18 protein-coding genes are annotated in these 12,825 nt (G+C 57.2%); 13 read left to right on the forward strand and 5 right to left on the reverse strand.

From position 1 onward, the window contains the following. Nucleotides 1-3 precede the first annotated feature (3 nt). Genes thrC through Q0778_RS15540 form a run of 8 tightly spaced genes read left to right on the forward strand, consistent with a single transcriptional unit; the run spans nt 4 to nt 5,270 of the window. Entirely contained in the window at nt 4-1,407 is a 1,404-nt protein-coding gene (gene thrC / locus Q0778_RS15505) for a threonine synthase (protein ID WP_298303369.1), read from the forward strand. Next, a complete protein-coding gene (locus tag Q0778_RS15510) occupies nt 1,407-2,294 on the forward strand; it encodes a class I SAM-dependent methyltransferase (protein ID WP_298337363.1) in 888 nt (295 codons plus the stop codon). Before thrC ends, Q0778_RS15510 begins: the two co-directional genes overlap by 1 nt. A 12-nt stretch (nt 2,295-2,306) precedes the next feature. Continuing rightward, nucleotides 2,307-2,687 carry a dihydroneopterin aldolase gene (locus tag Q0778_RS15515; protein ID WP_298302294.1) on the forward strand — a complete coding sequence of 127 codons (381 nt, stop codon included), beginning with the start codon at nt 2,307-2,309 and terminating at the stop codon, nt 2,685-2,687. Between the two features lie 6 nt (nt 2,688-2,693). Then, a complete protein-coding gene (locus Q0778_RS15520) occupies nt 2,694-3,005 on the forward strand; it encodes a Rossmann fold domain-containing protein (RefSeq protein WP_298302297.1) in 312 nt (103 codons plus the stop codon). After that, nucleotides 2,998-4,050 carry a GTP 3',8-cyclase MoaA gene (gene moaA, locus Q0778_RS15525; protein WP_298337366.1) on the forward strand — a complete coding sequence of 351 codons (1,053 nt, stop codon included), beginning with the start codon at nt 2,998-3,000 and terminating at the stop codon, nt 4,048-4,050. The genes Q0778_RS15520 and moaA overlap by 8 nt, the downstream gene beginning before the upstream one ends. 4 nt (nt 4,051-4,054) lie before the next feature. After that, the gene (locus tag Q0778_RS15530) at nt 4,055-4,297 is read left to right on the forward strand and encodes a MoaD/ThiS family protein (protein ID WP_298337369.1); all 243 of its coding nucleotides are present in this window, start codon (nt 4,055-4,057) and stop codon (nt 4,295-4,297) included. A gap of 9 nt (nt 4,298-4,306) precedes the next feature. After that, nucleotides 4,307-4,801 carry a molybdenum cofactor biosynthesis protein MoaE gene (locus Q0778_RS15535; protein ID WP_298337371.1) on the forward strand — a complete coding sequence of 165 codons (495 nt, stop codon included), beginning with the start codon at nt 4,307-4,309 and terminating at the stop codon, nt 4,799-4,801. Between the two features lie 40 nt (nt 4,802-4,841). Then, a complete protein-coding gene (locus Q0778_RS15540) occupies nt 4,842-5,270 on the forward strand; it encodes a hypothetical protein (protein WP_298337374.1) in 429 nt (142 codons plus the stop codon). Between the two features lie 61 nt (nt 5,271-5,331). Here the strand turns inward: Q0778_RS15540 and Q0778_RS15545 are convergent, their stop codons facing one another. After that, nucleotides 5,332-5,967: a Crp/Fnr family transcriptional regulator gene (locus tag Q0778_RS15545; RefSeq protein WP_298337378.1), complete on the reverse strand. Its 636-nt coding sequence runs from the start codon at nt 5,965-5,967 to the stop codon at nt 5,332-5,334. 50 nt (nt 5,968-6,017) lie between these two features. Continuing rightward, entirely contained in the window at nt 6,018-6,524 is a 507-nt protein-coding gene (locus Q0778_RS15550; protein WP_298337381.1) for a hypothetical protein, read from the reverse strand. A 235-nt stretch (nt 6,525-6,759) separates the two neighbouring features. Here Q0778_RS15550 and rplU point away from each other — a divergent pair, with 235 nt between their 5' ends. From rplU to Q0778_RS15570, 4 genes are all read left to right on the forward strand, one after another. Beyond that, nucleotides 6,760-7,281 (forward strand): 50S ribosomal protein L21, encoded by a 522-nt coding sequence (rplU, locus tag Q0778_RS15555; RefSeq protein ID WP_298302316.1) that lies wholly within the window; start codon nt 6,760-6,762, stop codon nt 7,279-7,281. Between the two features lie 14 nt (nt 7,282-7,295). Then, on the forward strand, nt 7,296-7,565 hold the full coding sequence (rpmA, locus tag Q0778_RS15560) for a 50S ribosomal protein L27 (protein WP_298302320.1): 270 nt from the start codon (nt 7,296-7,298) through the stop codon (nt 7,563-7,565). A 209-nt stretch (nt 7,566-7,774) separates the two neighbouring features. Further along, a complete protein-coding gene (locus Q0778_RS15565; protein WP_298337384.1) occupies nt 7,775-8,347 on the forward strand; it encodes a GNAT family N-acetyltransferase in 573 nt (190 codons plus the stop codon). Nucleotides 8,348-8,380: 33 nt separating this feature from the next. Next, nucleotides 8,381-8,974, forward strand: a complete 594-nt coding sequence (locus tag Q0778_RS15570; RefSeq protein ID WP_298337388.1) for a helix-turn-helix domain-containing protein — start codon at nt 8,381-8,383, stop codon at nt 8,972-8,974. A gap of 3 nt (nt 8,975-8,977) precedes the next feature. Here Q0778_RS15570 and Q0778_RS15575 read toward each other — a convergent pair whose 3' ends face one another. Continuing rightward, nucleotides 8,978-9,706, reverse strand: a complete 729-nt coding sequence (locus tag Q0778_RS15575) for a folate-binding protein (RefSeq protein WP_298337391.1) — start codon at nt 9,704-9,706, stop codon at nt 8,978-8,980. Next, nucleotides 9,703-10,593 (reverse strand): hypothetical protein, encoded by an 891-nt coding sequence (locus tag Q0778_RS15580; RefSeq protein ID WP_298337394.1) that lies wholly within the window; start codon nt 10,591-10,593, stop codon nt 9,703-9,705. Before Q0778_RS15580 ends, Q0778_RS15575 begins: the two co-directional genes overlap by 4 nt. Nucleotides 10,594-10,661: 68 nt before the next feature. Between Q0778_RS15580 and pyrC the strand changes: the two genes are divergently transcribed. Beyond that, nucleotides 10,662-11,699: a dihydroorotase gene (gene pyrC / locus Q0778_RS15585; RefSeq protein WP_298337396.1), complete on the forward strand. Its 1,038-nt coding sequence runs from the start codon at nt 10,662-10,664 to the stop codon at nt 11,697-11,699. Here the strand turns inward: pyrC and rarD are convergent. Next, the gene (gene rarD / locus Q0778_RS15590) at nt 11,696-12,610 is read right to left on the reverse strand and encodes an EamA family transporter RarD (RefSeq protein WP_298337399.1); all 915 of its coding nucleotides are present in this window, start codon (nt 12,608-12,610) and stop codon (nt 11,696-11,698) included. The genes pyrC and rarD overlap by 4 nt on opposite strands. Between the last annotated feature and the right edge of the window lie 215 nt (nt 12,611-12,825).

Below are 12,825 nucleotides of genomic sequence, written 5' to 3' on the forward strand. Positions count from 1 at the left end.
ATTATGCAATATATCTCAACCAGAGGCAGCGCACCGACGCTCAACTTTGAAGGCGCAACGCTTGCGGGGCTGGCGTCCGATGGGGGGCTTTATCTGCCTGCCGAGTGGCCACGCTTTAGCGAAGACGATATTCGTGCGATGCGAGAGCTCCCATACCCAGAGCTGGCCGCGCGCATTATGGCACCTTTTGTGGCGGGATCGCTCAGTGAAGACGAGCTGGGTGCTCTTTGCGAGCATGTCTATGGCGACTTTGGCCATGCGGCAGTCACGCCTTTGGTGCAGCTAAATGAGAAACACTGGCTGCTTGAGCTATTCCATGGACCCACGCTCGCGTTCAAAGATGTGGCTCTGCAAATGCTGGGCCGATTGTTTGAAACATTCCTTGAACGCCGCGGTGAGCATCTCACCATATTCGGCGCTACAAGCGGAGACACGGGCTCTGCCGCCATTCGCGCGGTCGCCGGCCTTGAGCGGGTGGAGATATTCATGCTCCACCCCAGCGGCAAAGTCTCCGACGTGCAGCGCCGCCAGATGACGACCGTGCGCGCGCCCAATGTGCACAATTTGGCGATTGCGGGCAGCTTTGACGATGCGCAGGCGCATGTGAAGGCGATGTTCGCTGATGAGAGTGTCACCAAAACGCTCAATCTTGGCGCGGTCAATTCGATCAACTGGGCGCGTTTGATGGCGCAAGTTGTGTACTACTTCTACGCTGGGCTCCAATTGGGTGCGCCAGACCGGGCCGCTGCCTACAGCGTGCCAACTGGCAATTTCGGCGATATCTTTGCAGGCTATGTCGCGAGCAAGATGGGCCTGCCGATTGAGCAGTTGATTGTTGCGACCAATGTGAACGACATCCTCCACCGCGCTTTGAAAGATGGCGATTATTCGGTTGGCACCACGATGCCCACGATTACTCCGTCTATGGACATTCAGGTTAGCTCTAACTTCGAACGCCTCCTTTTCGATGTGGGCGGGCGTGACGGCGCTGCTATGGCGGAGCAAATGCGAAGCTTTGAGAAATCCAATGCGATGCAGCTTACCAACAGTCAACGCGGAGGGGCCTCGACGCTCTTCACCAGCGGCCGAGCCGATCAGGAAGAGACGGCGCGCGCTCTCCAATGGGCATATCGCAGTTGCGCGCAAGTCATCGACCCACACACAGGCGTCGGCCTTCACGCAGCACAGCAAGCAAAGGTTGCCGGCAAAACTCCCATCGTAACGCTCGCTACGGCTCACCCCGCGAAATTCCCCGATGCTGTCGAACGTGCAATCGGTGTTCGTCCGGCATTGCCTGCACGTGTGGGCGATCTTTTCGGCCGCGAAGAGGCGATGGTTGAAATCCCCGGCGACTATGCAGCAAGCCGCGATTTCGTCCTTGCCAACGCAAGCGCGTCTGCCAACTGATGGCAATGCTGATCCAGCAACCGCTGGTGATGGAATGCACCGGATGGGAAGCATACCGGCTGCTTGATAGCGGGGGTGGGCGCAAATATGAGGCGTTTGGCCCGCACGCCTTCATCCGTCCAGAACCTCAAGCGATGTGGCAGCCGCGTCTTGCGGACTGGGATGCAGCGGGCGAATTTGTGCCGGGCTCAGACGAGGACGGCGGAGGACGCTGGAACATCTCTCCTGAAGTTCCAGATGGTTGGGAATTGGCGTGGAAAGATGTGCGCTTCACCGCGCAGCCGACACCGTTTCGCCACCTGCAATTTTTCCCCGATATGGCGCCCGTATGGGATTGGATGCGGGGACAATTAGACGCTTGTAATGATGCAGAGACGCTCAATATGTTTGGCTATACTGGCCTTGGAACGCTCGCATTGTCAGACCATGGCCGCGTCACCCATGTCGATGCGTCCAAGAAGTCGGTTGCCCAAGCTCGCAAGAACGCAGAGCTATCCGGGACGGAGGACCGCCCGATCCGTTGGCTGGTTGATGATGCGGCCAAATTTACCGCGCGTGAAGTCCGTCGCGAACGCCGCTATGATGGCATCATCCTCGATCCACCCAAATTCGGACGCGGGCCCAAGAACGAAACCTGGCGTATTGAAGAGGGACTTCCGGGCCTCATCAACGACTGCGCGAAACTGCTCGATGGCAAAAGCGCCTTTCTCTTCCTCACAGTCTACGCAGTGCGCATGAGCAGTCTTTCGATTGCCGGTTTGCTTGAGGAGGCGCTCGCGCACCTTCCGGGAAGAATCGAGCATGGCGATCTGGCCGTGCGCGAAGAGGGCGAGGGGGGGCGGCTCCTCCCAACAGCCATTTTCGCACGCTGGAGCAATCCGGGCTAAAGGCGACAAACGATGACACAGAACGATTCGCTCACTCTCGAAGTTGCTGACCTGGAAGTGGATGTCCTCACTGGCATCTACTCCGAAGAAACCGGCAAACCCCAGCCGCTGCGCATCACCGTACAGGCGCGATATGATGTCGCGGATCGGTATGATCCCGACACGCCATTGGATGCGAGCAAGAACTATATGGACTTGAAATTCGCCATGTCGGAGGGCTTGCCGACGGGTGTGCATTTCAAGCTGATCGAGGCGGTCGGTGATCACATTTGCGAAACGCTTTTCGTGCAGGACAAACGCGTGCAAGCGGTGACGGTGAAAATCGTTAAGCTCGCCATCGCTGAAGCGGGCGAGAAGATAGGCATCACATTGCACCGTGAGCGGCCCGCGTAGCTGCCGATGGCTCAGGCCCTTTACCACGTCGCTGATCTTCCCAAGAGTGCGCTCGAGGCGAGCGCGGAGTTCTACGTCAATCACCTGGAAGCCGCCCAAGCCGTGATGGGTGAGCGCGATCTCGTAATTGTCCTTCCTCCTGCTGAGTATGATCACACCGATTGGCGCCGTGGGCTGGCCCGCGATCTAGCGCGTGACTGCGCTCCATCGCGGGTGAACGTGATCGGCGCAGGGGATGAGCAGCAGAAAGAGGCGCTGATCGAGTATTTGGCGGGTGCAATGGGCGTCACAGGACACTATCTTCAATCGCATGAGTGAGGTGAGCACCCGCACACGCGATGTATTGAACACAGCAGGCGAAAGCGCCCCTGTGCCGCTGATCGACACTTTTGGCCGTGCGATCACGTACTTGCGTCTCTCGGTTACCGACCGATGCGACCTGCGCTGCACCTATTGCATGCCCGAGCGCATGACCTTTTTGCCCAAGCGTGAAGTTTTGTCGCTTGAAGAGCTTTTTAACTTGGCGACGGGCTTTATCGAACGAGGGGTCACAAAAATTCGCATCACTGGGGGCGAACCCTTAGTGCGACGCGACATTATCGGCTTGTTCGAGGCTCTTGGTGAAAGGCTGGGCCGGGGCCTCGAGGAACTCACTTTAACCACCAATGCGACCCAGCTGGCGGTTCATGCAGACGCGCTGTTCAAGGCGGGTGTTCGGCGGGTTAATATCTCGCTTGATACGCTGGATCGGACACGGTTTGCCGAGCTCACCCGGCGTGACGCTTTGCCTCAAGTGCTCGACGGGATCGCAGCAGCGCAGGAAGCGGGGCTCCGAGTAAAACTCAATGCTGTCGCGCTGAAAGGCGTGAACGAGCATGAGCTACCCGACCTAATAGCTTGGGCACACGGGCGCGGGTGCGATGTGACCCTTATCGAAGTCATGCCGCTTGGCGATGTCGAGGAGGATCGTCTCGACCAGTATCTGCCTTTGAGCGCGGTTCGCGCGCGGTTAGAACAGCGCTGGACGCTTAGGAACACTACTGAGCAGACCGGAGGGCCCGCGCGTTATGTCGATGTGGCAGACACCGGTGGGCGGCTCGGTTTGATCACCCCGCATACGAACAATTTCTGCGATGGCTGCAACCGCTTGCGAGTGACCGCGACGGGACAGCTGTACCCTTGTCTTGGCGGAGGTGAGCGGGTGGATTTGCGCGCGGCTTTGCGCGGCGATGACCCGCAGTTGGAGCTTGCAGCGGCGCTCGACAAAACGATGCTCATCAAGCCCGAGCGGCATAATTTCCGCATGGACGAACGCGGCCTCGCGCCGCATCTGCCGCGCCATATGTCGATGACGGGAGGATAGAACCATGGCAGTCAAAATCGTCTTTCTGGGCCCTTTGCGCGATATGGCCGGGGCCGAGAGTCAAGAGGTCGAAGCACCGCTCGACTGGGCTGGGCTGCTCGCTACCGTGGGTGATGAGGTTGCAGCCCAACTCTCCGAAGAACGGGTCAACATCGCCTGTGCTGGCCGCGTACTCGCGGACAAGAGTGCCCTCCAAGCCAAAGACGGTGATGAGGTTGCGCTGCTCCCGCCCGTTAGTGGGGGTTGACGCAGCACTATGAAAGACGTGCGGCTTCTTACTGAAATGTTCATTCCAGGTGCTCTGGTGGGCCCATTCACGCAGGCACACCCTGGGCTCGGCGGCGTGTGCACTTTCGTTGGCGAAGTACGAGGCGGCGAAGGCCAGGACACTGGCGTTGAGGCGCTCGAACTGTCGCACTACGAGCCGCTTACACTGCGCAGCATGGAAGAGCTTGCTGACAAAGCCATTGAACGCTTCGATCTTATGGGACTCCTGATTGTTCACCGTGTTGGCGAAATGCGTGTGGGAGAGCCCATCGTGCTTGTCTCCGCCGCTGCCCTTCACCGGCGCGGGGCGATTGATGCGGTCGATTTCTGCATGGACCATCTCAAGTCAGCCGCGTGGTTCTGGAAGCGAGAAAAGCGCGAGGAAGGGTGGCGATGGATCGAGCCACATGCGGGGGACTATGCAGACCTTGCCCGTTGGAGCAAAAAGAACCGGCAGTTTGATCTGGATCAAGGTAGTTCCTAGGACGCTGCGCTAATTCTCCTTGCAACAGAGGAGACAAGCCGTGAGCAAACATATCCATACCGAACTCGAGCAAGGCAAGGCACGCATCGTCGCTGCTCCGGTTGCAAACAGCACACCCAAAGTGGATCGCAGCTTTGGTCTTCCCAAAGAACTCTATTTCGGGACAATCGCGGGTTACCTAGTATTCCTCGTGATCACCGGGCTCACATTTATGAACCCGGTTCTGATCATCCCAATGGCGATCTTTGTGGTCTTTATCGTTGCAGGCTTTGGCGTGCCCTCGCTGTTCACTCGGCTTAAAGGCAATGACAGCAAGGCGCTGACTTTGGGCGAGTTTCGAACCCAAGGCATCGCGACCAACAGTGGCACTTTGCACCCACGTGATGCAGCGGTTCAGGTGCTCATCTTGCCGGTTCTGCTGGTACTTTGGGGGATTGCCGCAGCAACGATTGCCGTGCTTGTTTCTTAGGAAAGAGATTGTTGCGATGAATTGGGGAATCGTCGCTCAACAGACGCGTAGTCGAGGGATCCTAACGTCCTGATATCTCTTTCAATAGCGCGGGGTCGGTCACGCCGATCCCGCGCTTTCCTTCGCGGGTTATCGCTCCCATATCTTCAAGCTCGCCCAATTTGCGGCTTACCGTTTCAATTGTGAGGCCTAGCATATTTGCGATCTCACCTCGAGCGAGTGGCAGCTCAAAGCTGTTAGCGATATGGCAAGAGGTGTTGCTTGCGGCTGCCGCAAAGTCATGGAGGAGCGCGGCAAGGCGGGCCTCTGCGCTTGCATGTGCAGTCAATTCCAGCAGGCTGCGCGTGGCTAACAAATCCTCTTGCGAGCGGCGCAGAAGTGCACGTGCAAGCGCAGGGTAATCATCGATCGCCCGCTCAATGTCCTGACGCACGAAGGTACAAAGCTTGCTTTCAGTCAAGGCCACCACATCGTTATGCGCGAAAGGGCTGAAAAGTTCGCCGACAAAACCCGAAGGGTGGACCAGGGAAAGGATATGCTCGTTCCCATCGGTATCGAAGGCCGTGACCTTGAGAGCGCCGGTGACAAGGGTCGCGCAGGCTGCTTCATCGTCGCCAGCTGCGAACAACATCTCGCCGCGTTTGAGCGTCCTTGTGCTGCCTGCAGCCGCAAGCGCATCGCGCTCGTTTTCGCTCAAGACCGCACAGGCTGCGCTGTCTCTTACCGGACATGTTGCGCACGTTTGGTTCACGGTTTCAGTGCCTCCGCAACCGAATCGAGGGTTGCATCCTGCGTTGTGATCAACTGTTTGATAGAGCTTTGCGCCGAACGGATGGCATTTGTTTCGGAAAACCCGGTTGCTGCTTGAACCTCAAGGAGATCGAGGTCCGCGAGAGCCAACGCGGTCTTACCACGCAATGATGTGAGCCCGGCCATCGCAATAAGCGCTCGAGCGCGTCTGTCGCTTTCCGGACCATCCCCACTGGCAGCATTTGCAAGGTCAAGCGCGTCGGTCTCTTGCGCAATAAAGGACGCATTTGCAGACAGCGCGCGGTCAAGGGCGGACTGGATTGAGGCAAGATCGGTGGCAGGCGGTGTCGGCAAGATTTCGGGTTTGGTTGGATGCAGTGTCCCCAAAGCTCGTTCTGCAGGCCGAATATCAAGCGAAGGGTATCGCCCATCCGCTGACGCGCATCCGCTTAATGTCAAAGCGCAAAGCGCACTTGCAAGGGTAAAATGTCGGGTTATCTTCATGATCCGAAGCCGTCATATCATGCAGTCACGCTCGCGCAAATAAGAAGCGCAACCGTCTGCCTCTGGAAATTCGTCTAAAACGAACGTTGACTCAAACGCCCCATTCCCTTAACGGCACGCATCCTTCGAGCGCGGCTTTGTGGGCTGCGTTCCCCAGACATTTGTTTGGGTCGTTCGGTGGGCGTGAATGTCTCACACCCGATCGGACAGCTAAGAGAAACGAGAGTATTAAGCCATGTTCGCGATAGTGCGCACTGGCGGCAAGCAGTATCGAGTTGCCGCCGGAGACAAAATTGCCGTTGAGAAGCTCGCCGGAGAAGCTGGCGACACCATCACCTTAGGCGACGTTCTGCTCGCTGGCGAAGGCGACACCGTCGCTGATGCAAGCAAGGTCACGGTTTCGGCTGAGATCATCGCTCAAGCCAAGAGCGAAAAGGTTGTCGTTTTCAAGAAGCGTCGCCGTCATAACTACCGCCGCAAGGCCGGTCACCGTCAGCAGATGACGCTTTTGCGCATCACCGACGTGGGCGCTGGCAAGAAAGCTCCAGCCAAGAAAGCGGCTCCTAAGACAGAAGCTGCGCCTAAGGCTGAGACGGAAGCCAAGGCAGCCCCAGCCAAGAAGGCACCTGCGAAAAAGGCTCCTGCTAAGAAAGCGGCTCCAAAGGCCGAAGCTGCGGACAAGAAGCCCGCTGCTAATAAAGCTCCCGCCAAGAAGGCACCGGCCAAGAAAGCCGCGCCTAAGGCTGACAAGAAGTAAGGACGTAAGGACCCATGGCACATAAAAAAGCAGGCGGTTCATCACGCAACGGTCGCGACTCAGTCGGTCGCCGCCTTGGGGTGAAAAAGTTCGGCAGCGAGCAAGTGATCGCTGGCAACATTATCGTGCGTCAGCGCGGCACAAAGTTCTACCCGGGCTCAAACGTGGGCATTGGCAAGGACCACACGCTCTTCGCGCTCGAAGATGGCGTGGTGCGATTCCATACCGGCAAGCAAGCCCGCAAATATGTCTCTGTGGACATTATGGCGGAAGCAGCCGAATAAGCGGACGGTTCATAAAGAGGATCGTCCACCAGGACGGTCCCAGCCGATAGATCGGCACACTTTTAGGGAGATGGGACTTTCCTGGCAGACAGGGGTTCCGTCTCCTTTTTTATTCATTCTCCCTCATTTTGGCGAAATTCATTTCGCCATCGTGCAATTGTAATACTGGTCAAGTATTTGATCAGCGGGGCGATGAAGAGAGAGTGCTCATGTTCCACCGCAGTGAAAGACTGTTGTTAAGACCCGTTTGGCCAGAGGATTGGCAAGCTGTTTATGGTGGCATTGCGGATGAAGACGTGGTGCGCAATCTTGCTCGTGCACCGTGGCCTTATTCCCCACAGGATGCGCGAGACTTTGTGGCGCGCACTGCCGATCCGAAGTTCCCAAAATTCCTCATCACACTGGCACGAAGTGCGCAGGTGGTTGGCTGCATTGGTATTGATGCAACAGAAGAGCACGCAACTGCTGTTGAGCTAGGCTATTGGGTGGCGCGAAGCCATTGGGGGCAAGGTATTGCCACCGAAGCCGGTCGCGCGGCAATCGAGGTTGCACGGGTGTTGGGCCATCGCCAAGTGATAGCCTCGCATTTTCTCGACAATCCAGCTTCGGGCAGGGTGTTGGAGAAAATCGGCTTCTCACCGACAGGGCGCATTGTGGCGCGCCATTCCTGTGGCCGAGGTGAGGAGGCGATGACCGTCGAATATGCTCTTGACCTTATCTCCGTTGAGCGACGCGAAACTGTTATGCTTCAAGTTGCACATTCCCAAGTGAGTGCGGCTTGAGGCCCGGGGGCATTTGCATTAGGCATTTGGCCTATGACGACCCGAAAAAGACTGAGCCCTGAAGAATCACGCAAATCTGCCCTTGAAGCAGCGCGTGCGCTCTTGATTGAGGCAGGTCCCCAGGCCGTTACGCTTAAGGCAGTGGCATCGCGAATTGGGCGCACACATGCCAATCTGCTGCATCACTTCGGTTCGGCATCAGGTCTGCAAAAGGCTCTGGCGGAACATTTGGCGCGGACCGTGTGTGAAACGATTATCGAAGCGGTACGCGCGAGCCGTGCCGGGCTGGGTTCTGCGCGCGAAGTTGTGGATCTCGCCTTTGACGCGTTCGACCGTGAGGGTGCAGGCGCGCTTACCTCGTGGATGCTGCTCACAGGCAATGAAGACGCGCTCAATCCGATCATTGAGACAATTCATGCGCTCGTCGATGAGATCGCTCCCGAAGAGGCAGAAAATCATGATGACCCGATGCATGTCCACAAGGACACGCTCAGCCTCGTTCTGCTCGCCCTGGGGGATGCTCTAATGGGGGCAGCTTTGGCGAAATCACTTGGTCTGCCACGCGATACAGCTCGAAAGCGGGCCGTTGCCAATCTGGAAGCCTCAATGGCTGAGCATTACAGCTAAACGCTACTCACGAATGCCTGCAGCTTGCCATGCAGGCAGCTTCGCATGATCCAAATCAGCCACGCGCAAATGATCCACAGCCAGGCCAAGCTCTGGGTAGGCTGCTTTGCGTCGCTTCTCATCCGATTGTTCCAGCGGGACTACCACCAGACGCCGATTGACTTTCTTCCGCCAGTTCATGCGCGCGGTGTTCTCTTGTCCGATGTAGCAGCCCTTCTCGAAGCTGACGCCTGATAGTTCTACCGCATTGGTCTCGAGCCACAGAATATCGCCCAGCTCTGGGTGGCCTTCGGGCACGCCGTGCGACAAGCGGTGAGCAAGGTATGCTTCATCGCCTAGCTCTCCCCCAGTGTCTTGAGACAGCCAGCGAAAACCGAGGTCCGAGAGCCGAGGATCGGCTGCTGCACCATTGTCGCCGTCGGTCGACCAACGGACTGCCAACGTCTCATCAAGTCCAATCGTGATCTTACGACGCAGGCGATAAAGGGACAGGCGCTTTATGAGGTTTTCTGCGGTCTCTGCTTCGCAGTCGAGAAGAATGTCCTCCCCCTCTGACCAAACAAAAAAGTCGAACATTGCTTTACCCTGCGCCGACAAGAGCGCAGCATAAACGGGGAGCTCACCGCTAACATCATTAGTGATTAGCCCTTGAAGAAAGTCGCGGACATCTTCGCTCGACTCCTCGGCGTGCAATCGGATGATACTGCGGTTTTTCAGGAGGCTATGGGTCATATTTCAAATCTCTGCGTGATTGCCCAAGCCAGGTTTTTGCCCAGCTGGGGCCCTTGTTCCGGATAGAGATAGGGTTCGATCAGCTCCGCTTCCATAACCATCAACTTGCCGCCTTCGCCTTCAAGCATATCAATGCGCGCATAGAGTGGGGCGGCGAAGGGAAGCGCCGTTATGATTTTGCTCGCCTGTTCAGCCTCGTCATTGGTGGCCTCGTGCGCAAGTTCCCTTCCGCCATAGAGCGATTGGATGCGATAATCGCCATTCGCCGGAAGCTTACGCACACAGTGGCTGAGATGACCGTCGAAGAACAGGAAACTCAGTTCGCCCTTCTCGGCGATCGCGGGGAGGAAAGGTTGCAGCATTGCTGGGGCACCAAAGTTCCAGTCCCTGGGCGGAAGGCTGCTGCGCGCGATCAGCTCCTGGCCTTCTGCTCCCGCGCCGACTTGGCGCTTGACCACGATCCGGTCGCACTCGAACACATCGAGAGCTTCGGCAACACCTTTGGTCGTAACTGTTTCACGCCAAAGAGTGGGAACGGTCCTCGCGCCGCGCTCTTCCAATTCGCGCAAATAGGTTTTTGTGATGTTCCAGCGAACGATCTCGCTGGAGTTGCAAACTGTTATGCCCATCGCTTCGAACTCGTCGAGTTTAGCCAGAAAGGCTTCGGCCCTGTCTTGATAATTCCAAGCGGTGCCCAGCAATACGAGGTCCAACCCCTCAAACTCACTCGAGGACGCTTCCCAATCAACTACCCGCAATCGCCAGCCTCTCGCGGCGAATGCGGGTTCAATGGCGGCGATCATATTGTCGTGCTCAAAAGCGTCTTCGCGACGTGATTGGGCACCGGGCATGGTGGTTGCGCAGGCAAGAAAACCGATGGTCGTCATGGGCGTGGCCCTTAAGCCTAAGTTTAAGGGCTGGAAAGCCCCTCGCGCCTTGGTTATGCGGCTGAGCCATGACCGACAGCGTTACGATCCGCCGCCCTGATGACTGGCATCTTCATTTCCGTGACGGCGATGTGATGCGCGGCGTAGTGCCGTATACAGCGCGCCAATTCGCCCGCGCGATTGTCATGCCCAACCTCACGCCGCCGATCACGACGGCCGCAATGGCGGCAGATTATCGCGACCGGATTCTGGCCGCAATGCCAGATGGCGTGGATTTTGAGCCGCTGATGGTCTGTTATCTCACCGATGATACCGATGCTGATGATCTGGTCTGCGGCGCGGAGGAAGGTGTTTTTACCGCAGCAAAGCTTTATCCCGCAAATGCGACGACCAATTCCGCTCACGGTGTCACCAATGTGCGCGGCATTTATCCTGTGCTTGAGAGAATGCAGGAAGCGGGTGTGGTTTTTTGCGTCCACGGTGAAGTCACCACTCCTGACATCGATGTATTCGACCGAGAGGCGGAATTCATTGAGCGCTATCTGCGCGATATCGTTGCGAACTTTCCTGATCTTAAAGTGGTATTTGAGCACATCACAACGCGCGACGCGGTCGAGTTCGTGCTCGAAAGCGGCCCGAATGTAGGCGCGACGATCACGCCGCAGCATCTCCACATCAACCGCAATGCGATGCTTGTGGGCGGCATGCAGCCGCACAATTACTGTCTACCGGTGGCAAAGCGTGAGGAGCACCGCTTGGAGCTGCGTAAAGCAGCGACGTCTGGGAATCCCAAGTTTTTCCTCGGCACCGACTCGGCCCCCCATTTCCGCGGCGACAAGGAAAGTTCCTGCGGTTGTGCGGGCATTTTCGGTGCGCCCTATGCGCTCGAGAGCTATCTCACCGTTTTCGATGAGGAAGACGCGATCGAGCAGTTTGAGGGCTTTGCCTCACTTCATGGGCCGGCATTCTATGGGCTCCCTGTCAATGAGCACAAAGTCACGCTTGAACGGATGCGGGTCGAGGTGCCCGACGAACTGGCGCTTGCAGGTTCGACCATCGTGCCTTGGCATGGCGGTCAATCAATTGGCTGGAAGTTCGTAGGCTAAGCTGTTGCCGTGGCTTTCACGCGCCGACTTCTCCACCACAGGTCGGCAACAAAAATCGCAATTGCCGTCCAGATGAGCAGGAAGCTTGCAAGCTGCACTGTCCGCAGCTGCTGACCAAACACAAACAATCCCAGCAGGAACACAATTGTTGGGGCAAGATATTGGATGAAGCCTAGCGTCGAATATGGCATGCGCCGCGCCGCGATTGCGAAAAGCAGCAGCGGAATTGCAGTCACTACGCCAGAGAAAACCATCAGCGAGCTAAGCTCAAGATCGCTGCCAAAAGCTGAACCCTGATCGCTCGTCGCGTACCAGAGCAAGATTACAGATGCGACGGGGACCAGGATGATTGTCTCAATCGTAAGGCCGGGCAAAGAGCCCACATTCACTTGTTTGCGCACCATGCCATAAAGGCCAAAACTCAATGCAAGGCTCAGGCTGATCCAAAGAGTGGTGAGTGCGCCAGCTGACAGCATTGCAACCGCAAGCGCAGCGATCGCCACTGCGAGCCACTGCAGTTTACTCAGTCGCTCTCCGAGCAAGAGCGTACCCAACAGCACATTGAGGAGCGGGTTGAGGTAATAGCCAAGGCTTGTCGCATAGACCTGATTCTGCATGATCGCCCAGGTGTATATGAACCAGTTGACCGCTATGAGCGTGGCGCTGGCGAACAGGGCAAGTACAGATTTGGGCGATGAAAACGCCCGGCGAAGCTCGCTAAATTGGCGGCGCACTGCGACGATCAGAAGACACACAGGAAGCGTCCAGATTATCCGCCAGCCTACAAATTCGAACGGTGGTACGCTTGAAACCAACGCGATGTAGAGGGGCATGAAACCCCAGATCATATAGGCGCTAAGAGCTGCGGGGAGACCAGATGGTTTCGGATCGTTGGAAGCTGTGTCGGACATGAGTGCCTGTGCCCTAGGCGTGGTGGGGACGGGGCGCAACCGGCGCGGCTTGCGCTCAAGTCCCTGAGGCCGCGAACAACCCGTTCTTAGATGAATGCGGGCTAACCATGCACTTCCGCTTTGTTCAGGTTCACCGCTCTAAAGATGAACACACAGTAAGGGGCGTCATTTCCACCTGGGTTGGCGCTTCTCTTTTCCTTGGGCCAATTCCACCA

The sequence above is a fragment of the uncultured Erythrobacter sp. genome, from assembly GCF_947502395.1.
Taxonomy (GTDB): Bacteria; Pseudomonadota; Alphaproteobacteria; order Sphingomonadales; family Sphingomonadaceae; genus Erythrobacter.

Coding starts and splice junctions, on each gene's coding strand:
- Q0778_RS15520 (WP_298302297.1), top strand. CDS start 2,694: ATGGCTCAGGCCCTTTACCACGTCGCTGATCTTCCCAAGAGTGCGCTC.
- Q0778_RS15550 (WP_298337381.1), bottom strand. CDS start 6,524: ATGAAGATAACCCGACATTTTACCCTTGCAAGTGCGCTTTGCGCTTTG.
- Q0778_RS15575 (WP_298337391.1), bottom strand. CDS start 9,706: ATGACCCATAGCCTCCTGAAAAACCGCAGTATCATCCGATTGCACGCC.
- Q0778_RS15580 (WP_298337394.1), bottom strand. CDS start 10,593: ATGACGACCATCGGTTTTCTTGCCTGCGCAACCACCATGCCCGGTGCC.
- Q0778_RS15570 (WP_298337388.1), top strand. CDS start 8,381: ATGACGACCCGAAAAAGACTGAGCCCTGAAGAATCACGCAAATCTGCC.
- Q0778_RS15565 (WP_298337384.1), top strand. CDS start 7,775: ATGTTCCACCGCAGTGAAAGACTGTTGTTAAGACCCGTTTGGCCAGAG.
- Q0778_RS15510 (WP_298337363.1), top strand. CDS start 1,407: ATGGCAATGCTGATCCAGCAACCGCTGGTGATGGAATGCACCGGATGG.
- pyrC (WP_298337396.1), top strand. CDS start 10,662: ATGACCGACAGCGTTACGATCCGCCGCCCTGATGACTGGCATCTTCAT.
- rarD (WP_298337399.1), bottom strand. CDS start 12,610: ATGTCCGACACAGCTTCCAACGATCCGAAACCATCTGGTCTCCCCGCA.
- Q0778_RS15535 (WP_298337371.1), top strand. CDS start 4,307: ATGAAAGACGTGCGGCTTCTTACTGAAATGTTCATTCCAGGTGCTCTG.
- Q0778_RS15515 (WP_298302294.1), top strand. CDS start 2,307: ATGACACAGAACGATTCGCTCACTCTCGAAGTTGCTGACCTGGAAGTG.
- Q0778_RS15530 (WP_298337369.1), top strand. CDS start 4,055: ATGGCAGTCAAAATCGTCTTTCTGGGCCCTTTGCGCGATATGGCCGGG.
- rpmA (WP_298302320.1), top strand. CDS start 7,296: ATGGCACATAAAAAAGCAGGCGGTTCATCACGCAACGGTCGCGACTCA.
- rplU (WP_298302316.1), top strand. CDS start 6,760: ATGTTCGCGATAGTGCGCACTGGCGGCAAGCAGTATCGAGTTGCCGCC.
- thrC (WP_298303369.1), top strand. CDS start 4: ATGCAATATATCTCAACCAGAGGCAGCGCACCGACGCTCAACTTTGAA.
- moaA (WP_298337366.1), top strand. CDS start 2,998: ATGAGTGAGGTGAGCACCCGCACACGCGATGTATTGAACACAGCAGGC.